22 protein-coding genes are annotated in these 18,248 nt (G+C 57.3%); 10 read left to right on the forward strand and 12 right to left on the reverse strand.

What is annotated here, in order from left to right:
• The first annotated feature begins 72 nt into the window (after positions 1–72).
• Positions 73–498, forward strand: coding sequence for a hypothetical protein (locus AC4LE2_RS10940; RefSeq protein WP_491825788.1), 426 nt, complete (start codon positions 73–75; stop codon positions 496–498).
• 350 nt (positions 499–848) lie between these two features.
• Here the strand turns inward: AC4LE2_RS10940 and bdcA are convergent, their stop codons facing one another.
• Positions 849–1,562, reverse strand: coding sequence for an SDR family oxidoreductase (gene bdcA, locus AC4LE2_RS10945; RefSeq protein ID WP_491825789.1), 714 nt, complete (start codon positions 1,560–1,562; stop codon positions 849–851).
• 72 nt (positions 1,563–1,634) lie between these two features.
• Here bdcA and AC4LE2_RS10950 point away from each other — a divergent pair, with 72 nt between their 5' ends.
• The 4 genes from AC4LE2_RS10950 to AC4LE2_RS10965 all read left to right on the forward strand — a co-directional run bounded on the left by AC4LE2_RS10950 (position 1,635) and on the right by AC4LE2_RS10965 (position 4,358).
• Complete coding sequence (locus AC4LE2_RS10950) at positions 1,635–2,225, forward strand: TetR/AcrR family transcriptional regulator (RefSeq protein WP_491825790.1); 591 nt, start codon at positions 1,635–1,637, stop codon at positions 2,223–2,225.
• Positions 2,226–2,437: 212 nt separating this feature from the next.
• Positions 2,438–3,058, forward strand: a complete 621-nt coding sequence (locus AC4LE2_RS10955) for a DUF3885 domain-containing protein (protein ID WP_491825791.1) — start codon at positions 2,438–2,440, stop codon at positions 3,056–3,058.
• Between the two features lie 163 nt (positions 3,059–3,221).
• Positions 3,222–3,926 carry a hypothetical protein gene (locus AC4LE2_RS10960; protein WP_491825792.1) on the forward strand — a complete coding sequence of 235 codons (705 nt, stop codon included), beginning with the start codon at positions 3,222–3,224 and terminating at the stop codon, positions 3,924–3,926.
• A gap of 216 nt (positions 3,927–4,142) precedes the next feature.
• Positions 4,143–4,358, forward strand: coding sequence for a hypothetical protein (locus tag AC4LE2_RS10965; RefSeq protein WP_491825793.1), 216 nt, complete (start codon positions 4,143–4,145; stop codon positions 4,356–4,358).
• 56 nt (positions 4,359–4,414) lie between these two features.
• Here the strand turns inward: AC4LE2_RS10965 and AC4LE2_RS10970 are convergent, their stop codons facing one another.
• Together AC4LE2_RS10970 and AC4LE2_RS10975 are read right to left on the reverse strand one after the other, a co-directional pair.
• On the reverse strand, positions 4,415–5,788 hold the full coding sequence (locus AC4LE2_RS10970) for a transposase (protein ID WP_491825794.1): 1,374 nt from the start codon (positions 5,786–5,788) through the stop codon (positions 4,415–4,417).
• A 207-nt stretch (positions 5,789–5,995) separates the two neighbouring features.
• Positions 5,996–6,700 carry a CTP synthase C-terminal region-related (seleno)protein gene (locus AC4LE2_RS10975; RefSeq protein ID WP_491825795.1) on the reverse strand — a complete coding sequence of 235 codons (705 nt, stop codon included), beginning with the start codon at positions 6,698–6,700 and terminating at the stop codon, positions 5,996–5,998.
• Positions 6,701–6,933: 233 nt separating this feature from the next.
• Here AC4LE2_RS10975 and AC4LE2_RS10980 point away from each other — a divergent pair, with 233 nt between their 5' ends.
• Positions 6,934–7,365: a bleomycin resistance protein gene (locus tag AC4LE2_RS10980; RefSeq protein ID WP_491825797.1), complete on the forward strand. Its 432-nt coding sequence runs from the start codon at positions 6,934–6,936 to the stop codon at positions 7,363–7,365.
• A gap of 135 nt (positions 7,366–7,500) precedes the next feature.
• The gene (locus AC4LE2_RS10985; RefSeq protein WP_491825798.1) at positions 7,501–7,944 is read left to right on the forward strand and encodes a GNAT family N-acetyltransferase; all 444 of its coding nucleotides are present in this window, start codon (positions 7,501–7,503) and stop codon (positions 7,942–7,944) included.
• A gap of 111 nt (positions 7,945–8,055) precedes the next feature.
• Here the strand turns inward: AC4LE2_RS10985 and AC4LE2_RS10990 are convergent, their stop codons facing one another.
• From AC4LE2_RS10990 to AC4LE2_RS11020, 7 genes are all read right to left on the reverse strand, one after another.
• Positions 8,056–8,538 (reverse strand): group I truncated hemoglobin, encoded by a 483-nt coding sequence (locus AC4LE2_RS10990; RefSeq protein ID WP_491825799.1) that lies wholly within the window; start codon positions 8,536–8,538, stop codon positions 8,056–8,058.
• A 188-nt stretch (positions 8,539–8,726) separates the two neighbouring features.
• Positions 8,727–9,401 carry a carbon-nitrogen hydrolase family protein gene (locus AC4LE2_RS10995; protein ID WP_491825800.1) on the reverse strand — a complete coding sequence of 225 codons (675 nt, stop codon included), beginning with the start codon at positions 9,399–9,401 and terminating at the stop codon, positions 8,727–8,729.
• Positions 9,374–9,643: a hypothetical protein gene (locus AC4LE2_RS11000; RefSeq protein WP_491825801.1), complete on the reverse strand. Its 270-nt coding sequence runs from the start codon at positions 9,641–9,643 to the stop codon at positions 9,374–9,376. The genes AC4LE2_RS10995 and AC4LE2_RS11000 overlap by 28 nt, the downstream gene beginning before the upstream one ends.
• 137 nt (positions 9,644–9,780) lie before the next feature.
• The gene (locus AC4LE2_RS11005; protein ID WP_491825802.1) at positions 9,781–11,094 is read right to left on the reverse strand and encodes a hypothetical protein; all 1,314 of its coding nucleotides are present in this window, start codon (positions 11,092–11,094) and stop codon (positions 9,781–9,783) included.
• Between the two features lie 174 nt (positions 11,095–11,268).
• Entirely contained in the window at positions 11,269–12,255 is a 987-nt protein-coding gene (locus AC4LE2_RS11010; RefSeq protein ID WP_491825803.1) for a hydroxymethylglutaryl-CoA lyase, read from the reverse strand.
• Positions 12,252–13,445, reverse strand: a complete 1,194-nt coding sequence (locus AC4LE2_RS11015) for a CaiB/BaiF CoA transferase family protein (protein ID WP_491825804.1) — start codon at positions 13,443–13,445, stop codon at positions 12,252–12,254. Before AC4LE2_RS11015 ends, AC4LE2_RS11010 begins: the two co-directional genes overlap by 4 nt.
• 13 nt (positions 13,446–13,458) lie before the next feature.
• On the reverse strand, positions 13,459–14,319 hold the full coding sequence (locus tag AC4LE2_RS11020) for a LysR family transcriptional regulator (RefSeq protein WP_491825805.1): 861 nt from the start codon (positions 14,317–14,319) through the stop codon (positions 13,459–13,461).
• Between the two features lie 87 nt (positions 14,320–14,406).
• Between AC4LE2_RS11020 and AC4LE2_RS11025 the strand changes: the two genes are divergently transcribed.
• Entirely contained in the window at positions 14,407–14,649 is a 243-nt protein-coding gene (locus AC4LE2_RS11025; protein WP_491825806.1) for a hypothetical protein, read from the forward strand.
• Between the two features lie 139 nt (positions 14,650–14,788).
• Here AC4LE2_RS11025 and AC4LE2_RS11030 read toward each other — a convergent pair whose 3' ends face one another.
• Both AC4LE2_RS11030 and AC4LE2_RS11035 read right to left on the reverse strand, forming a co-directional pair.
• Positions 14,789–14,947 (reverse strand): hypothetical protein, encoded by a 159-nt coding sequence (locus tag AC4LE2_RS11030; RefSeq protein WP_491825807.1) that lies wholly within the window; start codon positions 14,945–14,947, stop codon positions 14,789–14,791.
• Between the two features lie 100 nt (positions 14,948–15,047).
• The gene (locus AC4LE2_RS11035; RefSeq protein ID WP_491825808.1) at positions 15,048–16,058 is read right to left on the reverse strand and encodes a GlxA family transcriptional regulator; all 1,011 of its coding nucleotides are present in this window, start codon (positions 16,056–16,058) and stop codon (positions 15,048–15,050) included.
• Between the two features lie 281 nt (positions 16,059–16,339).
• Here AC4LE2_RS11035 and AC4LE2_RS11040 point away from each other — a divergent pair, with 281 nt between their 5' ends.
• Positions 16,340–17,032 carry a type 1 glutamine amidotransferase domain-containing protein gene (locus AC4LE2_RS11040; RefSeq protein ID WP_491828111.1) on the forward strand — a complete coding sequence of 231 codons (693 nt, stop codon included), beginning with the start codon at positions 16,340–16,342 and terminating at the stop codon, positions 17,030–17,032.
• Positions 17,033–17,050: 18 nt separating this feature from the next.
• A complete protein-coding gene (locus tag AC4LE2_RS11045) occupies positions 17,051–18,100 on the forward strand; it encodes an NAD-dependent epimerase/dehydratase family protein (protein ID WP_491825809.1) in 1,050 nt (349 codons plus the stop codon).
• Positions 18,101–18,248: the final 148 nt, after the last annotated feature.

Genomic DNA, 18,248 nt, shown 5'->3' on the forward strand with positions numbered 1-18,248 from the left:
CGTGTAGATAAGATGCTATAGGGCATTAAGCGACAGTAATGTCGACTAATTGATAGTTAGGGAAAACTGAGTATGCGTCGCTTAATAGCCAATGGGTTTGTGTTTGTAAACATTGCGATACTCTGTTCCGGCTGCACATCTTATTCTTCCCAGCCGACAATCAACGAACCCATTGAACCCGAAACACAAGAAATCATATCCAGCTTCAGTTACGCAATAAATTCCCCATGGAAAGACAGTCGCTTCGGCAAAGACGCATACGCAGCGACACGCAAAGTTATTCCCGATGCACATGATACGGGCTCCGGCCTTGCCGCCCCGACCATGCCGGCATTAGAAATAAATATCTCGGAGTTTCCATCTGGTGGCGCTTGCGGACAAGATTATTTGACGGGCCTGAGTCTGGGTTTGATCCCCAGTTGGTGTACGCGGACAAATCTTTTCAAGTTTGATTTTATATTGGATAGCGCTTTTGCAGGCAGAAAACCTACTCGATAAACTCCACGTCTTTTTCACATCTCGCGATGATTCCGTTTGCACTATTCAATACTGATAATCAGCCATTGACGCTCTATCAGGCGGCGCTTAAAGATTTTCTTCGGAGAGGTCAATGTGCGACGCGTTGAGAGGCATGATAACAGGCTTCATTTTGCGGCTGCGAGTGGCTCATTCCAGGTGTTGGGACGTTCGAAATTTATCTCAGGTGAGCGGCAGCTTTTGGCCGATTGCTGCCTGTGAACTGAAGCGCGCACTGCGAAGTGTCGGATCCATGAGATGTTGACTGTTGCAAAGGCTTTGCGCGCTCCGTTAAAGATCCGTAACACTCACAGATTGCTTCCTAGAGTACCTCAGGCTCCGAACGCACCGTCGATCGTATGCATCGCCCCCGTCACAAAGCCCGCTTCCGACCCTGCCAACCAGGCCACCATCCCCGCAACTTCTTCAGAACGACCGTGGCGCTTGATTGCCATGAAGCTGTGCATCAGGTCCTTCATTGGGCCAGTCGCGGGATTCGCATCTGTGTCGATCGGGCCAGGTTGCACGATGTTGATAGTGATGCCGCGCGGTCCGAAATCCCGCGCCAGCCCTCGGGCCATGCCTTGTAGTGCGGATTTGCTTAAAGCATAAGACGCCATACCGGGCAAGGGCATGCGGTCACCGTTCACCGATCCGATCACGATTATCCGCCCACCGTCTGGCATCTGCCGCGCCGCTTCCACGGAGGCATGGTATGGCGCGTGTACATTGATGCGGAACAGACGATCAATTGCATCCGGGTCCTGTTCCAGCGCGTCGCCGAAGATGGCAATGCCTGAATTGACGACTAATACGTCCAGTGGACCGCTATCTCGGACCCTAGCGATGACCGCATCGCGGTCAGCGCTGTCCGTCGAGTACGCGCTGCCGCCTGTTTCGGTGGCAAGCAGCTGTGCCGCTTGGGGGGAGCCTGAGTAAGTAAACGTGACATTCGCCCCGTCTGCGGCGAAGCGCCTCACGATCGCTGCCCCAATTCCCCGGCTTCCACCCAGTACCAGCACCGATTTGTTTTTAAAGTCTGACATGATTACGCCTCTGGATTAATGTAGCGTACGATACAATATTGTCCGTACAAGCTGTCAAAGGATTTTGTAATAATGACTACAAATATATTGCCAGCGCGTGGCCGTCCTCGTCGTTTCGATCCAGATGAGGCGGTTGCCACCGCTCAGCGCCTGTTTCATGCCAAGGGGTACGATGGTGTAAGCGTCGCCGATCTCACCAGGGCCCTGGGTATCAATCCGCCTAGCTTCTATGCCGCTTTTGGCAGCAAGGCTCAGATTTACGCGAAGGTTCTCGATCGGTATGCCGTTAGTGGTGCGGTTCCTCTCTCGCAGATCTTGGGGGCTGACCGGCCGCTCGCTGACTCGCTTACGCACGTGTTGGAACAGGCCGCGCGAAACTATGCTGCCGACCCCTCAGCCACCGGCTGTATGGTGCTGGAAGGCACCCGGTGCAACGATCCGGACGCGCGTGAGGCCGCCTGCGGCTTCCATGTTGCTGCCCAGGATTTCATTCGAAACAGCATCGCCCAGCGCTACCCGCTAGAGGCCGATCGGATCGCTGATTTTGTCAGCACCACCATGGCGGGGCTCTCGGCTAGCGCGCGCCACGGACAAAGTCTGGACCGCCTCCTTTCTACTGCACGGCTCGCCGGCATGACGCTCGCTCAGGTGTTTCCTGCCTGAGTCATCATGGGTATAGGGACGTGTATTGATAAAGGCTTTAGATCGGGCAGTCGTCTTGACCGGCCGCTATCGACCCAAAGCGGCCTTTCATTGCAGGCGCGAACGGGCGGAAGTAGGCGTTCACCACGAACTCCTGATGCCTTTCTTTGAGTATCATCCCATTCATTTCATCGATTGATGGTGACCCAGTGCGTTCGCAAGGTAACTCGTCAGTGAACCTCAAGCAGGAAATATTTGAGCATTTCGGTCCAACCGTATTCCACAGACCTCTGTTCTACTCTTACCCAGGAGGGCTACGATTCGAGCTCTCAACTCTGGGTAGCACAGTTGCCCGTTTTCTTTTAGCGCTACGCAGGGCAACGGCAATCTGCACGGATATCTTCATCGATGAGCCCATAGTCGTTTGTCTGCGGGTGCATTCAGGCACCAGCCACGTTGAGCATCGAGGTAAGCTCGAATCCTTAAAATCCGCTGGCATTTTTATCCCTGCACAGCGAACGATCTGGAGCGAGGAGATCGATTCGAAGGATCGGTTTTGCAACTCGATGCGAGAGTACTGGGTTTACCTCTCGTTTGAGGTCCCTATGGCGACTCTTGAAACATTGCTGTGGTGCGCGTTGGCGAAGGATTTTCCAGCTATACAGCCCAAGCCTTACTGCGACATTTATCTGTTCAACCTACAAAAAAAGGTCTTAGCGCTCCCCTACGACGACAGGGGAATGGACGTAGTTGGACCAAACAGAAAAATACTTTCAGCCCTATATGAGAAGCATCAGTCCTATCTGCTGGGCTATGATCGCCAAGCAATGGACAAGTGCTTCGCATCTCGCTAAGGAACCGCCAGACCGTAACAAGCACTGCCTGAGCATCCGACGCCAGCTTTGGGTCGGTTGCTGGCGGTGACAGGCCCCTACCGACCCGAAGTAGTCGCTACTAAGTGGGCCATCCGGTTATGGCATTGAAATCCTTGGCTGGATTATTTAGGAAAATAATTGTATGCCAGCATTCCGATTGAGCTGCTTTATATTGGCATGTGTGCTTCAGCCTGTTTGCTTGGCTGATACCTCTGTAATTGACCCTAGCAGCGAGCGTCTGTATCAGCAGGCCGTGCCTTATCTTCAAGACGTGGACAAAAACCTTCAGGCTGTAGAACTGAGATCACCGAATCCAGAAATCCAGGCTAGAAATCGCGCGCTGGGTGTCAAGGCGAGCGAGCAGTTACAAACAGCAATTCCTCTGTTGGAGCAGGCTGCAGCCCTGGAACATTCCGTTGCACAATATCGTCTTGCACTCATCTATCTGGTGTATTCACCTGAAGTTTCTAAGGAGAAAGCGTGCACATTGCTGAAAAAAAGCCTGAGCCATGGCTTTTCTCCGCCGGCTGTGCCGATTGAGTCATTTTGTTATACGTATACTGATACGCCTGAATATCGCTCCATTCTGCAAAACATGCAGACCCCTACACCAACCTATGAAAGTTACTTTCCACAGCCTGCTATGAATCTGGCTTGCCGTCGTGAAGAAGCGCCAGGCGCTGGGTTCCAATGGGCTGATAGCCGTGACTATCAAGCAGAAATCTACTGGTTGCTTGGAGCGAATGATCGCGCGAATCGTTCGGAATATGCGAAAAAAGCGGTTGATATAAACAATTGTTACCGAGCTCAGCGGTGGCTTGGAAAGCCTAAGCAATCAGAGAAATAAAATTCTGCGGACAAGCCCTTTGACTCTGTCGGAGCTGTTCAAAGTCTGCATTTAGGCAAACCGGCCTGCTATCGTCCGACCGTCTGAATGTGCCGATAGCTGCCTTCAGCGGATGGCCGCTTTGGGTCGATAGTTGCCCGTCGTGAAGTCAGCGCTGCGACTCTTTGGCAATGGGTGATACACACCGAGTCTATGACGAGCATAAATAGAGGCGAAATGAATCAGCTGAGTACCGATCTGCGTGAAGACATCCTCGAGGTGCTGGATGAGGTCTCTACATTGATGTCCGCTGCATATGCGCAGCTTGGCCCAGTGCCTGATGATCATCCATTGGCACAGTTGGGCCTTGAGAATGGGGCTCAGATCGTTCTGGAACGGCCACCACCAGAGAACCTACTTACCACATTGAGCGGTTTCTCGGCCCTTCGTTGACCATTGTTGCTTTGTTATTGGGTTAATTTGAGGTTTTTGGCTTAGTGCAGGCGCACCTATCCCGGGGCAGGCGGCCCTTGAGATGTAAGTTTGGCCAGTCGACGCAGGTTCTGTACCGCAGCCGCCAGTGTGAACTCATCGGTCGCGCCGCTCATGCCACGTAGTCGCAAGCGATCCAATTTCAGGATGCGCTTGAGGTGGGCGAACAACATTTCGACCTTCTTACGTTCGTGGCGAGAGCGCACGTACTCCGGCGTCGCCGCGATGCGTCGAGCCACGTCACGAGCGGCTTCATGAACGCTGCGAGCGATCTTGCGAAACGACGTGTTCGGGCAGCACTTGGCTTTCATCGGACACGTCGCGCAGTCAGTCTGTCTGGATCGGAAGATGATGGTGTTGGCTTTGGTGACGTGCGAACGCTCGTTCTTGAAGGCTCGCCATTCGCTACGTAATGCATTGCCAGCCGGGCAGCAGTATTCCTCAGTCTCTTCATTCCAGCGGAAATCGTTGCTCGAAAAACTGTCGTTCTTGCGTTCGGTTTTGTCCCACACCGGCACATGTGGCTCGATGTCCTTTTCCTCCACCATCCAGGCCAGAATCGGCGCGGTACCGTAAGCGGTGTCGCCAATGAGGCGTTCCGGCTTGATGTCGAACTGCGCCTCAACGCGATCGATCATCGTCTTGGTGCTCTCGATTTCTGCGGTTCGATGAGCCGGTGTGGGTTCCACATCCATGATCACGCCGTGCTCGGTATCGATCAGATAATTCGTGGAGTAAGCGTAGAACGCTGGGCCACCTGGAGCTGCGGTCCAGCGGGCTTGAGGATCAGTCAGCGATAGACGCTTCGGTAGCGTTTCGGCCAGAGCCTCTTCATCAAGTGCCTCAAGACACTCACGCACGGCGTGGGTGCTCAGCGCCGGATCGCTCCAGTTGACCGGTTCATCACCCGGTACACCGCGCTGCCGGCTGGCATCCGCTTTGATGATGCTGGCGTCCACGGCAAAGCCTTCGCCCTTGACCAGGCCGGCGCCCATGCAACGACGAAGCACTTCATTGAACAGCCAGCGAAACAGATCGCTGTCCCGAAAACGGCCGTGTCGGTTTTTGGAAAAGGTCGAGTGATTGGGGACTTCATCTTCAAGGCTCAATCGGCAGAACCAGCGATACGCCAAGTTCAAATGGGCCTCTTCGCACAACCGCCGCTCTGAGCGTATGCCGTAGCAATAGCCCACGATCAACATGCGGATCATCAATTCAGGATCAATCGACGGGCGCCCAATCGGGCTGTAGAAGTCGGCGAGGTGATGGCGCAAATCGCTCAGATCGAGACACCGATCAATGCTGCGCAGAAGGTGATTGGCTGGGATGTGATCTTCAAGGTTGAACGAGTAAAACAGTCGCTCCTGCCCACTCGATAACTGTCCCATCATGCTGTGTGATCCCCCGTCGGCCAATGAAGCAATTTTGCCGCAGGCCAGACAGGGGAGCTACTTTTTCAACAGAATCGGTCGGTAGCGGCCTGTCGCCACCGCCAGCAATCGACCCATAGCTGCCGGTCATAGCAAGCAGCTTCGGGCCAGAAGCGGCCTTCTCTCCCAAAGCGCCGCTTTGGGCAAATATAATCGCGCTGATAAGGGTTATTGCCGGTCGGTACAGGCTTGCAACCAACTCTTCACCAGCGGAGGAATCGTTCCTTCAAGAGCTATACGTTCTGGTTGGAACAAAGTGGCGACGAAGAACCCGGCACCTGTTAATTCGACAACCCGTACTTCACCGCCCTCATCCCAACCCGTCGCGCATAGAGGCCCATCCAGCAGCACAGCCGCGAACTGCGGGTTTAGCCCATACCGACATCTATAACCTTCTTGAATACGCAAAGCGCCATAGGCCTGGGCGATCCGTGAGCCTTCGGCCAAGCGAATAGATTGTTGGGTCTCTACCAGCGCACAAGTCAGCGGGGCAATCACCGCCCGACCGCCTTCGCTAGGCAGCTCGCCATGCTCGGCATCCCTCCAGCCCAAGGCATTGCGGGCATACTCCAGCAAAGCGTGTTGAAAGCCGCCACAGGTGCCTAGAAATGGAATGGCTTGCTCTCGCCCGTAATTGATAGCGGCCAGCACAGCGTCGGTGTCGCGGTAAGGACTGGCAGGAACGCACCATAGGCCATCGAAGCTGGGCAAGTGCGCAGGGTCGATCGAATCTGTAGCCAGCCATTCAAATTCAACACTGATACCTATTGCGGCAGCAGTTAATGGCAGCGCTTGTTCGATAGCGCGGTGAGCGGTAACGCTGGTGTCGCGGTCTCCGATCAGGCCTACATATATGGCTGGCAGTGTACTCATGAGTCGTTCCTTTGACTGTGGTAAGGCGAACGCTAGGAGGAGGCGACGATAAGCTCAGGCAAGGGATCTGTCGAGTCTGAACGGCCGGCAGTAATTGACTTGGCAGAGCAAGAGGCTGATTTCACCAGGCCGAGCATCGTTACACTGATCATCCACTTCGAAGGCGTCGCGGTAGGGGTACGACACTGGTACCGTAATAGGACTCGCTTAGCCCTGTTGGAAGGGAATTCGTTGTGCTCAACCGTAACAAAATGGTCCCTGAATTAATGGTTACTGACTTGGACTGCAGCCTGAATTTTTGGGTATCTTGCCTAGATTTCAAAGTGGCTTATCAACGTCCAGAAGACGGATTCGCGTACCTCGATTTGAACGGTGCGCAACTGATGCTTGAGCAGGTAGATCCCAGAGGGGGACAATGGCTTGCTGCGACCTTAAGTAGGCCGTTTGGGAGGGGGATCAATCTTCAGATTGATGTTCAGGCTGTCGCTCCAACGATCCAGAAGCTGGGTGAAGCTGGACACACGCTCTACCGAGAGTGTTCGGACATCTGGTATCGAGCTAACGATGTGGAGATCGGCCATCGTGAATTCATCGTGAAAGCCCCTGATGGTTATCTTATTAGATTAGTCGAACGTCTGGGTGAGTGGTGCATTTCTTCACCCTGATAGGCAGCTTCTGGCCAGTTGATTGCCGGCTTTATTGCGCTGGAAGCAGCCGGTGGAAACGGGCCTCAAAGAGTCCAAAACAACCAGTAGCAACAGGCGCAAACTGGCAGAGAACGGTAATTAGAGACTAATGAAATGGGGCTACGACTAAGACAAGCATGCGTGAACGATCTACCGGCTATTTACCGAGGCGAGGAAAGCTATATCCGCTCTTGGGAGTCTGAACATGAAGCTTCATGGCACAGTGACCTGGAGCGACATCTGGCGCGGTGGGTAGAGAATTTCGACCATCTTACAGTCGCTGTAATCAACGATGCTTTCGCAGGTTATTCCTTGTGGATCCCCGAGGGCGCCTACGCAGAGCTTTGCACCATCCACGTAGCCCCGGACTCTCGACGGAGTGGCGTTGGAACGGTTCTGGTAAAGGCGTACATGCTTGATGCTACACGCCAGGGGTTCACTCAATTACGGCTGAGTGTGCGGCCTGACAATCCTGCCAGGGTGATCTACCAGAAAGCCGGTTTTTCATGCGTTGGTACCGGTGCGAATGGCTACCTGACCTACGAACGTTGCAACTAAAAAAAATTCTGACGTGCAGCGGCATCTGATTTTTCTTCTGCCTATTGCCACCGTTGGTATGGATCGTTTGCGGCCTGTTGGAATCGGCCGCTATCGACCCTGAGCGGCCCTTTACTTACCAAGCACCTCCCCCCGCTGAGCCGCCATCCCGGCCAACACCCGGCTCTGCACACTGGCCGGCACGCCTTTGTTGTTCATCGAAGCTATCAGATCCTCTACCAGCGCATTGAACTCGGCTGGCTGAAGATTCATTCCCTTATGGGATTCAGCAAGGGTATCGCCGGTGTAAGTGCAAGGGCCGCCGGTGTCTACGCATAGTTGCTCGACCAATTTGTCGCGTAGCCGCTCAGGGGCAATGTTGCGAAAGTGCTGCATGATGCGCGGGTCGCGGGCGGCGTTGAGCAGCATGCCTTCCACTATTTGGGTGATGCCCGGAATGCCTCCTAGCTCTTGGTACAGACTGTTATACGCCTTGCCATGAATGCTGGGCGCCGTGCCAGCAACCGGTAACCGGCTCGGGTTTGAAAACTCATCGGCCTGTACAGACGCACTCAGCGCCCCTATCAAGCACAGCAACATCTTTGCGAGTGGCATCAGCCAAGCACCTCTTCAGCAGGTAAATAGTGGTAAATGATCTGACGCTGGTTGACCCTTCAGCTAAGGCCCTGCGTCTTAGGCGAGAACGCGTGGATGGCCTGTGCCCATTGTCGGGTATAAGCGTAATGCTCCGAGTGGGTATCGACCAGATAAGAGCGTTCTATACCCAGATGACGAAGTGATGCTTATCTCATCACCAACGGCACCTCAACGCCGCTCCACCCGTCAGACCGCCGAGACACGATCAACAGGCAGTTTCCCGGGCCGCTAGTGGCCGCCACACATCGCCCCTCCTCATCCCATAGGGCGCTTTTCCCGGCGGCTGCGTAGCCGCCGGTGGGGCCACCGTGGTTGGCCATCAGCACCGCCATGCCGTGGCGCGCGGCATAGCCTTGCAACAGCGTACTGTCATGGGGGTAGCCGATTTCACCGATCAGCGCGCTGCTGGCATACAGCTGTGCGCCCTGCAGCGCAGCGCGTGATGGGTGTTCAGGGTGGCTGAAATCGGCGCACACCGACAACGCCCCGGGCAGCCCCGCGATGGACATCAGCTCGCCGCCCTGGCCTGCCCTGAAATACTGATCTTCGCCAAGGTGTAGATACTGCTTGGTATAGCGCCCCAGCCTGCCATCCGGGTGGAGGATAAAGGCTGCGATCAGCGGTTTGTCGTGATCCTGCAAGCGTAAGGGTAAACCCACTACTGTGGTCATCGCGGTTTCCTGCGCGAGCTGGCGCAAGGGGTCGAGCAGTAGGCAGTCTTCGGGCTGCGCCAAAGCTTCGGCCAGGGTGGGTTCATAACCTGTCAGGGACAGCTCCGGGAACAGCAGCAGCGTTACCCCATGTTCGGCAGCCTGCCGCATGAAGGCGGCGTGCAGTTTGAGATTGGCGCGCCGCGGTGGGCATCGTTGTACGCAATCAAGGCCAGCGCCTGGGTATCGCGCACCAGTGTCTCCACGCCCTCAGGCACCGGCTGATGATCGGAAAGTACAATGCCTGCCCTGCGCATTGTCTGGTCAACGGTCTGCAACGCGCTCAACATCACTTGATTATCCGCCCCGACGATATGAGCGATCGCCCGCGTCTCATGAAGCGTGCGGCTCATGTCCTCGATCAAGAAGGCGCATCAATTCGGCGACCAGGTAACGCCCGATCATCTGGCCTGCCGAGCAAAGAACTTTGCAGAGGGCACGGCGTTAGCTAAGCGTCCTACTACCTCTGCAGAACTCGGACCCAAGCGGCTCAGAAAAGGTTGTTGAGGCGATTCTTCAGCGAGTCTTGCCACTGCCTTTTGCTTCCGGCCTGAGCAGCAGCACCTGGGCTACCGGAATAAGTGGCGACATACCGCTGTCCTGCTTTTACTTCTGCTACAACCTGATCACGTGACCAACCGTCGAGGATATTAGGGTCGCTGAGCATCGTCAGCGGCATACCGTTACGCACTAGCAAATGGTTAAGCGTCAAGATCGCAAAGCTGCGTGCATTGCCATCAGGAAACGGATGGAGCCGCTCCAGCTTCTGGCACAAATCGACAATATTGCTCAGCCGTTCGTCCTCAGTCTTGCAGTGAGGCATTTTCTTTTCATAGTCACTGATAAAGCTGTCCATGTGCTTGGTTAGTGTTGCGAAGGGCACTTCGGCATGGGCGGCGTTGGCCAGGTTTCCAGTAGGCTCTGGCGGCGCAGGTACTGGGACGCCGGGCAGCGTCTCGTCCCACTTCGCTTCAAACTCCTCGAACGCTTGCCGAGAATCAGTCACTACGTATTGGGGTAATTCTTTGCGTAATTCTCTGGCAAACGCCAGCAACTCCTCCCGACCTTCAACTGTCATGTTATGCCCCATGGTCAAGCCAAAGCTGCTTCTGATGTACTCCTTCTTATCGATACCTTGGCCATCGAACACAGCGCCGTGCAGGTTAGTGAGCAGCTTGGCGTTAAAAGGCGCCTTAAGGGACTTCATAGACATGGCCCAGCCATTGAGTAATCCATGCAAGTAATGGGGCTCGGAGTCCATCATGAAAGGCAGAAGTTTGTTGTCCCGCGCGCCCGCTATATGGGTTTCGACCAGGTCCACAAACGCCGGATCCAGGCAAAGACGCCACCGATGCTCGGCTGGGACGTTGGCTAGTGGCGTCTTGGAAGTGTCGATTGAGCGCTGTAGTTTTTCGATACCTTCCAACTTCAAGTCCGCCTTATTAGGTACAGCGGCGGCGAGCGGATACCTGACGGGGTCACTGCGCAGTTGCTCAAGCGCAGTACTGAGCAATTGTTCTACCCCCTCTGGCAGTCGGCCATGAGCAGACAGATGAATCCTTTTCTCAGCCAGCACACCATTGACCGCTTGCAAGGCCGAGAGCATCGCTAGGTTGTTCACGCCAATGCGGGCGACCGGGGCGCCCTGATTGAACGTGCTGGTGACGTACCCTTCAAGCGTATCCTTGAGCCGCGCTTTTAGTGCGGGAAGCGGATGCCCCTCAGTACTCTGTGCGTCCTCGGCATGACGACTGCTGGATGCCTGAGCAGAGGGATGCAGCAATTTATTAAGTATCTGGGGCATATCGCTCTTGTCAGCTCCAAAGCTTCAGTAGGTTTTAATGGCAACAGCGTCTCGGCTGCCTAATCAACGGCGGGCTCCAAGTGAGTGGGCCAAATCAATTGCCAGTTCCCTTACAGCAGAGCCTTCTGACTTCTATGAGCACGTTTTAAATGATGCGCGTGGTCAAGCTCAGGGTCAGTGCGTGTCCAAGGGCCCCAGGCGTACCGGCTGTGCCCACATCTGCAAGGCGGGTAAATCAGCTGGCGCTGGGTGCAGGTCTCGGTTACGCCCCGCCTTCGCCACCTGCCCTGGCAGGCCATGGCCTAGCAGCGCGGGCAAGCGCCGCGAGAGGATGAGCAGGTGCTCCAGGTCGATGCCGGTGTCGATGCCCATTTCGTCGCACAGGTTCACCAGGTCCTCGGTGCAGATATTCCCCGAGGCGCCCGGTGCGAACGGGCAGCCTCCCAGCCCCCCCAGTGAAGCGTCGAATCGCCGGGCGCCCGCCTCATAGGCCGCCAGCACATTGCACAGCCCCAAGCCACGGGTATTGTGAAAGTGCAAGGTCAGCGCCGAGGCCGGCAGCCGGGTCAGCACCTGCTGCACCAGCCGCGCGACCTGCCGCGGGTTGGCCATCCCGGTGGTGTCGGCCAGGGTGATGCCTTGCATCCCCAGTTCCAGATAAGCATCGACGATCTGCAACACACGGTCTTCGCTGACAACGCCTTCGAACGGGCAGCCGAAGGTGGTGGCGATAGAGCCGTTCAAACTCAACGGGCTGCCCTTGACCAACGACACTACGTCGGCAAAGGCCGCCAGGGACTGCTCGCGGCTCATGCGCAGGTTGGCAAGGTTGTGGGTCTGGCTGGCGGACATCACCAGGTTCAGCTCATCGACACCGGCTGCCATCGCCCGCTGCGCGCCGCGCAAGTTAGGCACCAAGGCCACGTAAATCAGGCCCGGTTGCCGGGTGATGCCTGAAAAAACCGCTTCGCCATCGCGCAGCGCGGGGATGGCCTTGGGCGACACGAACGAGCCCGCTTCGATGCGGCTGAAGCCGGCCAGGGACAGCTGGTCGATCAGGGCGATCTTGTCAACCGTTTCGACCCAGGTAGGTTCGATTTGCAGGCCATCGCGCGGTGACACTTCCTGCACCAGGAGGCGTTGGGAGAAATCGGTAATCATTGCGCTACTCCATCGGCCTTAAGCCGTGCAATGTCTTCGGCCGTCATTCCTAAGGCGGTGAGCACGCTGTCGGTGTGCTCTCCTAGCGCAGGGCCTTGCCAGTTCACCGCGCCGGGTGTTTCCGACAGCTTGGGTACGATGCCTGGCATCTTCACCTGAGCACCGCCCGGCAGCGCGGCGTCGAGAATCATCTCCCGTGCCTGGTAATGGGGGTCTGCCACGATGTCGGCCACGTTATAAATGCGCCCCGCTGGCACCTCGGCCTGCTCCAGCACCTGCAACACCTCATCGATGGGCAGGCGGGAGGACCACTGGCTAATGGCGGTATCGATCAGGTCACTGTGTGCTGCGCGGCCGTCGTTATGGGCGAAGTCGAGGCGCTCACCCAACTCAGGCCGCCCGATGGCGTTCATCAAGCGCTTGAAGATGGGGTCGCTGTTGCCGGCGATCACCACGTAAGCGCCCTCTTGAGTGGGGTAGGTGTTGGAAGGGGCGATGCCCGGCAGCGCGCCGCCACTGCGTTCGCGCACATGCCCCAACATGTCGTACTCGGGCACCAGGCTTTCCATCACGTTGAACACGCTTTCGGCCAGGGACACGTCTACCACCTGGCCATCGCCCTGCCCGGTCTTGACCCGCAGCAACGACATTAGCGCACCCATCACCGCATGCATCGACGCCAGCGAATCACCCAGGCTCACACCCACCCGTGCCGGTGGCGTGCCCGGCGTGCCGGTGGTATAGCGAATGCCGCCCATGGCTTCGCCGATCGCACCGAACCCAGGCCTATCCCGGTAGGGGCCTGACTGCCCATACCCGGAGATGCGTACCAGAGTCAGCTTGGGGTTCAGCGCATGCAATACATCCCAGCCCAGGCCGAGCTTTTCCAGCGCGCCGGGGCGCAGGTTTTCGATCAGCACGTCCGCGCTTTCAGCCAGGCGCTTGACGATCTCGATGCCGTCGCGGGATTTGAGGTTCAGGGCCAGGGATTTCTTGTTGCGTGACTGCAAGTACCACCACAGGGACGTGCCTTCATGGAGTTTTCGCCACTTGCGAAGGGGGTCGCCCTGCCCCATGGCTTCGATCTTGATCACTTCGGCGCCGAATTCACCCAGTAACCGGGCCGCGAAGGGCGCTGCGATCAGGGTGCCGATTTCGATTACCCGCACGCCGTGCAAGGGGCCTGTCATAGCGTTGCCTCATTTATTCTTGGAAGGTACTGCCAAGCGTAGTAGGCCGATGGGGGCCAGATCCAACCGTCACTGGGCAATGACCCTTCGCGAAACGCGAAGGGGTGTTGGGTCGTGAGTTGCGCTTCGCCCGCGAGGCCGCCGACCGGGTGGTGTTCATGGAGCACCGCCCAACGCCAGTTGGCGAACGAACGCCGCTGCACGTTTTATCGGAGCAGTGGGCGCTCGTGGGCTTAGTGCCTACGTTGCAAGTGCGCGGCAGCACCCCGATACCCAGGTTGGCCTGGACCATACGGCACATGGCATCGAACCCTGGCACGTGAATGCGTACCCGCAGGGGTTTGCCATGAGCGCGGGCGGCGTTCTGGGTGCGCATGTTGATTGAGCTGGCGGCGTGCAGGCCGATGTGGTCGCTGCCCAGAGTTTTCTCGAATGCCACGTGATCTCGGCCCGCCAAGGGATGGTCCTGGCGCAGCACCACCAGTTCGTCCGCACCATAGGGCACGCGGTGCAGGCCTTGGGGGTCAGTGTCCTCGGAGCAGATGGCAGAGAGGTTCGCCAGCATCCGCACGTAGCCGCGCATACCTTGGCGGTGTTCCTCCTGTTCCAGGCCCATTTTATCCAGGCCCGACAACATGCGTTGGGCGGGGTGCGGCAGGGTATCCCCGGCGGCCGTGAGTTGCATGCCCTTGGCGTTACGCACGAACAGCCCGGGGCCCAGCACTGCCTCCAGCTCCATCAACCGCTTGCTTGCCGCTGAGATGGCAATAGCCTCCCGGGCCGCTGCTCGGGTCAAGGTGCCCTCTTGCGCAACAGCCACGAACAGTTGGAGGGTGATCAAATCAAACCGGCGAATGAGCTGGTTGTGGAGCATACGAAACTGGCCTCCTTGGGGAACGCGTATGAACTGTGTGGGCGTCACGCGGCCCTAGGTTAACAGCCAACCAAAGGAACCTTCCCAATGAGCACAGATAACGCTAGCGCAGACGACCGTATCCATCAGCACGTAGCCAAGGAACTGGGCATTACCTTTGACGAATTGAAGACTTGGATGATCAATGACGTGGAGCGCGTTACAGAAGGCGGCAAGGACGTGGGCCACATGGTGGTGTTTCGCGAGTCCACACCACCCGAAGTACTGGATAAAGTTCAAAACAAGCAAAGCCAGTACACCGCAATGACCGGGGTAATCAAGGACGCCTGAAACAACAATGGGTATGAGCATAAACGCTCATACCCATCGAACAAGTTGGTAACGCCATGCCACTAACCAGGCGCCTGGCGGGCAGTGGGGCGACGAGCACTACTACACCCAAAAGTTCCAACTAAATAGAAGCAGCTAGTTAGGCTTGCTCGTCTTTATGTTCTTCATCGTCATGCTTGAGCGCAGGCTTTTGCCCAGGCTGTGGCGCGTGCTCAGCGTTTGGCGCAATTTCTTCGCCGTGATTTTTCTTTTCTTGTTGAACTTTCTTGTCATGAGCAACGTTGCGTGGGTCAGTCATTTTAGTTCCCTTTTATTTAACGAAATAATATCTACCGTACTGCCCACACAATACGCTGCCCTTGAAGACTTACGCAAGCCAAAACGCAACCCCGGCCTAGTTAGCGAACGTGCCTTTTTTCTTGAGAAGGGCGATAACCAAAATACGCGCTATAACACTTACTGAAGTGACTGGGCGATACAAAGCCGCAGGCGACCAGTATGTCCACGTGAGACAACTCGGTATGTTGCAGCAGCCGACGCGCTTCGGTGATGCGCAGCTCAAGGTAATAACGCTGGGGCGTGGTGCCCAATTGCTCCTTGAACAAACGCTCCAGTTGCCGCCGTGAGCGCCCCGCGTACACGGCCAACTGGTCGATCTCCAACGGCTCTTCCAGGTTGGCCTCCATCAGCTTCACCACTTCGCGCAAGGGTGCGCTCACGCAGGCATGAGACGACGGCGTGGTGCGCCGGTAGCGTGATTCCTCGAATGCCAGAATGTCCTCAATGCCCTCCACCAGCGCGGTGTCGTGCCGGGTTTTGATCCATTCCAGTGCCATATGGAACGCCCCTGCCGGGCTGGACGCAGTGAGCCGGTCGCGGTCTACCACAAAGGCTTCACTGGTAACGGCGGTGATTTTGGCCATTTCAGCCAGCGCGGGGCGGTGCTCGGGGTGAATCGCGCAGCGGTAGCCGTCGAGCAGGCCCGCCGCGCCCAAGAACCAGGCGCCATTCCATAACCCCGCCAAGGCAACGCCTGCTTCGGCCGCTTGGCGCAGCACACTGACCAATGCCTCGGTGGTTTGCAGCGCCGTGCGGTAGCCACCGCACACCACCAGCAGGTCCAGCCCCTCCAGGGCCCCTACTCCCAGTTGGTTGTCAGGCCGGATCACCAACCCCAGATCACTGACCACTTCACCCTCGGTCAAGCCAAAGGTGCTCGACGAGAACACGCGCGGCCTGAGCAGGTTGGCGGTCACCAGGGTATCGAGTACCTGGGTAAAGGCTGGCAGTGAAAAGTGTTCCAGCAGCAAGAAGCCTGCCCGCGATGGCCGAGGGAGTACGCTACCCGGCGCCTCAAGGTAGCGTAAATTCTTACCTTGCATGGCGCCGCTAAATTGCCGCCGTTCCATCCGTACATCCTCCCTGGCGAAGGACACAAGCGTCGCACTAACCCCGTGGCGACTCAAGTACGGCCAGCATAATGATCAATCAGGCGGTTAAACGAGATCGCCAGCACGGTCATTGCCGTGCCCCGAAACGTAGCTAGCCGAAATAACCTCACGCGGAAGGCGTCGATGGCTAATGACAACCGTCCTCTGCAACCCTTTGAACATCTGCGCCAGGCTGGCCTCAGAGAGTGATAGCGACCGATGCGCGCATCGGTTTCATTACCCTTGGAGGCTACGCCGATATGAAAATCCTGATGGTGCTTACTTCACACGACCAACTGGGCGACACCGGCAAGAAAACCGGTTTCTGGCTTGAAGAGTTCGTGGCGCCTTACTACACCTTCCTGGACGCAGGTGCCGAGATTACCCTGGCCTCGCCCAAGGGCGGCCAGCCGCCGCTGGACCCGAAAAGCGACGAGCCTGATGCCCAGACCGACGACACCGAACGCTTCCGTGGCGACGAAAACGCTAAGAGCGCCTTGGCCAATACGCTGCCCCTGGGTGAAATCGACCCCTACAACTTCGATGCAGTCTTTTACCCCGGTGGCCATGGCCCACTATGGGACTTGGCTGAGGACCTCGATTCCCAGACCCTGCTGGCGTCGTTCTACGCGGCCAACAAGCCAATCGCAGCGGTATGCCATGCCCCTGGCGTGTTCAAGCATGTCAAAGCTGCAGATGGCCACCCCGTCGTTAAAGGCAAGAAGGTGACAGGCTTCACCAACAGCGAAGAAGCCGCCGTGGGCCTTACCGACGTAGTGCCTTTTCTGGTCGAAGACATGCTTAAGGCTAACGGCGGCCAGTATTCCAAAGGGGCGGACTGGGCCAGTTACGTCGTAGAAGACGGCCATCTGATTACCGGGCAGAACCCAGCCTCTTCCGCTGCCACCGCCCACGCATTGATCAAGCGCCTGAGCCAGGAAGTCGAGGGGTGATAGCAGCGAGGTAACCTTATGAACACCCCTTATAACGCCTTGGTCGTGGGCGCCAGCGGCATTATTGGCAGCGCCTTGGTCGATACGCTCGCGGCGGCAGATGATTGGAGCGTACGGGCTATTCGCCGCACTGACGTACCCGGTGTGCAGACCATTGATTGTGACCTGAACGACCCTGAGGCGACTCGCGCGGCGCTGGCGAGCGCTGCCGACACGACTCACGTGTTTTATGCCGCCCTTCAGGCCAACGCGGATTTGGCCGAAGAGTCGCGGATCAACGCCGCCATGCTGCGCAACCTGTTGGATGGCTTGAAGGCCGTAGGCGCGCCGTTGCAGCGGGTGGTGCATTATCAGGGCGCCAAAGTGTACGGGGTCCATCTGGGCCCTACCCTGGCGCCCTTCTACGAAGATGACCCACGCCATGTGGCGCCCAACTTCTACTATGCCCAAGAGGACCTGCTGCGTGAGCGCCAGGCCCAGGACGGTTTGACCTGGACGATCCTCAGGCCTGACGTGGTGGTAGGGGACGTGGCCGGCAACCCCATGAACATCGCCATGGTCATCGGCGTGTTTATGAGCTTGAGCCGTGAGCAGCACCTGCCGTTGCGGTTTCCAGGCTCTGTCAAAACGTACCAAGACGTGCTTGCCCAGGTCACAGACGCCCACTGGCTCGCCCGCGCCAGCCTGTGGGCTGCCTTGGCAGCCAACGCTGCGAATGAAGCCTATAACCTGGTAGGCGAGCCGTTTCGGTGGGAGCGCCTCTGGCACAAAGTTGCGCAGGCGTTCGGCATCGAGGTGGCGCCGCCGCAGCCTTTCTCGCTCGCCAAACACATGCCAGGCCTGGCTGACACCTGGGCGCACCTGGCCACGGCGCATGGGCTCAAGGCAATGCCATATGAAAAGCTGGTGGGCTGGCCCTTCGGGGACTTTGTGTTCAACACCGAGTTCGACATGGTCTCGGACATGAACAAGATACGCCGGGCAGGCTTCACTGAAACGGTCAACAACGAAGAGGTACTCATCTCAGCCCTGCAACGCTTGGCACGTGAGGGCTACTTGCCGTTGTAACAGCGCGCACCTCGCTGTTGCATCGCCGGCCTGCCCTTAGCAGCATCAGGCAAGCCGGCAGCAGCAATCAGCATTCGCAGTGGGCGCTCCCCCTCGTACCCTTGGCAGACCCTAATCGCCCCGCCCCTCGCTGGGCGGTTTCTCTCTG

This window comes from Pseudomonas sp. 9.3L (genome assembly GCF_058536285.1).

Excerpts from the sequence above, each read along its gene's own strand:
- AC4LE2_RS11020 (WP_491825805.1), bottom strand. The coding sequence starts at position 14,319 with ATGCTCCACAACCAGCTCATTCGCCGGTTTGATTTGATCACCCTCCAA.
- AC4LE2_RS11045 (WP_491825809.1), top strand. The coding sequence starts at position 17,051 with ATGAACACCCCTTATAACGCCTTGGTCGTGGGCGCCAGCGGCATTATT.
- AC4LE2_RS10995 (WP_491825800.1), bottom strand. The coding sequence starts at position 9,401 with ATGCGGCAGGCTGCCGAACATGGGGTAACGCTGCTGCTGTTCCCGGAG.
- AC4LE2_RS10985 (WP_491825798.1), top strand. The coding sequence starts at position 7,501 with ATGGGGCTACGACTAAGACAAGCATGCGTGAACGATCTACCGGCTATT.
- bdcA (WP_491825789.1), bottom strand. The coding sequence starts at position 1,562 with ATGTCAGACTTTAAAAACAAATCGGTGCTGGTACTGGGTGGAAGCCGG.
- AC4LE2_RS10950 (WP_491825790.1), top strand. The coding sequence starts at position 1,635 with ATGACTACAAATATATTGCCAGCGCGTGGCCGTCCTCGTCGTTTCGAT.
- AC4LE2_RS11000 (WP_491825801.1), bottom strand. The coding sequence starts at position 9,643 with ATGAGCCGCACGCTTCATGAGACGCGGGCGATCGCTCATATCGTCGGG.
- AC4LE2_RS10960 (WP_491825792.1), top strand. The coding sequence starts at position 3,222 with ATGCCAGCATTCCGATTGAGCTGCTTTATATTGGCATGTGTGCTTCAG.
- AC4LE2_RS10975 (WP_491825795.1), bottom strand. The coding sequence starts at position 6,700 with ATGAGTACACTGCCAGCCATATATGTAGGCCTGATCGGAGACCGCGAC.
- AC4LE2_RS11010 (WP_491825803.1), bottom strand. The coding sequence starts at position 12,255 with ATGATTACCGATTTCTCCCAACGCCTCCTGGTGCAGGAAGTGTCACCG.
- AC4LE2_RS11015 (WP_491825804.1), bottom strand. The coding sequence starts at position 13,445 with ATGACAGGCCCCTTGCACGGCGTGCGGGTAATCGAAATCGGCACCCTG.
- AC4LE2_RS11005 (WP_491825802.1), bottom strand. The coding sequence starts at position 11,094 with ATGCCCCAGATACTTAATAAATTGCTGCATCCCTCTGCTCAGGCATCC.
- AC4LE2_RS11025 (WP_491825806.1), top strand. The coding sequence starts at position 14,407 with ATGAGCACAGATAACGCTAGCGCAGACGACCGTATCCATCAGCACGTA.
- AC4LE2_RS10965 (WP_491825793.1), top strand. The coding sequence starts at position 4,143 with ATGAATCAGCTGAGTACCGATCTGCGTGAAGACATCCTCGAGGTGCTG.
- AC4LE2_RS10990 (WP_491825799.1), bottom strand. The coding sequence starts at position 8,538 with ATGCCACTCGCAAAGATGTTGCTGTGCTTGATAGGGGCGCTGAGTGCG.
- AC4LE2_RS10940 (WP_491825788.1), top strand. The coding sequence starts at position 73 with ATGCGTCGCTTAATAGCCAATGGGTTTGTGTTTGTAAACATTGCGATA.
- AC4LE2_RS11030 (WP_491825807.1), bottom strand. The coding sequence starts at position 14,947 with ATGACTGACCCACGCAACGTTGCTCATGACAAGAAAGTTCAACAAGAA.
- AC4LE2_RS10970 (WP_491825794.1), bottom strand. The coding sequence starts at position 5,788 with ATGATGGGACAGTTATCGAGTGGGCAGGAGCGACTGTTTTACTCGTTC.
- AC4LE2_RS11040 (WP_491828111.1), top strand. The coding sequence starts at position 16,340 with ATGAAAATCCTGATGGTGCTTACTTCACACGACCAACTGGGCGACACC.
- AC4LE2_RS11035 (WP_491825808.1), bottom strand. The coding sequence starts at position 16,058 with ATGGAACGGCGGCAATTTAGCGGCGCCATGCAAGGTAAGAATTTACGC.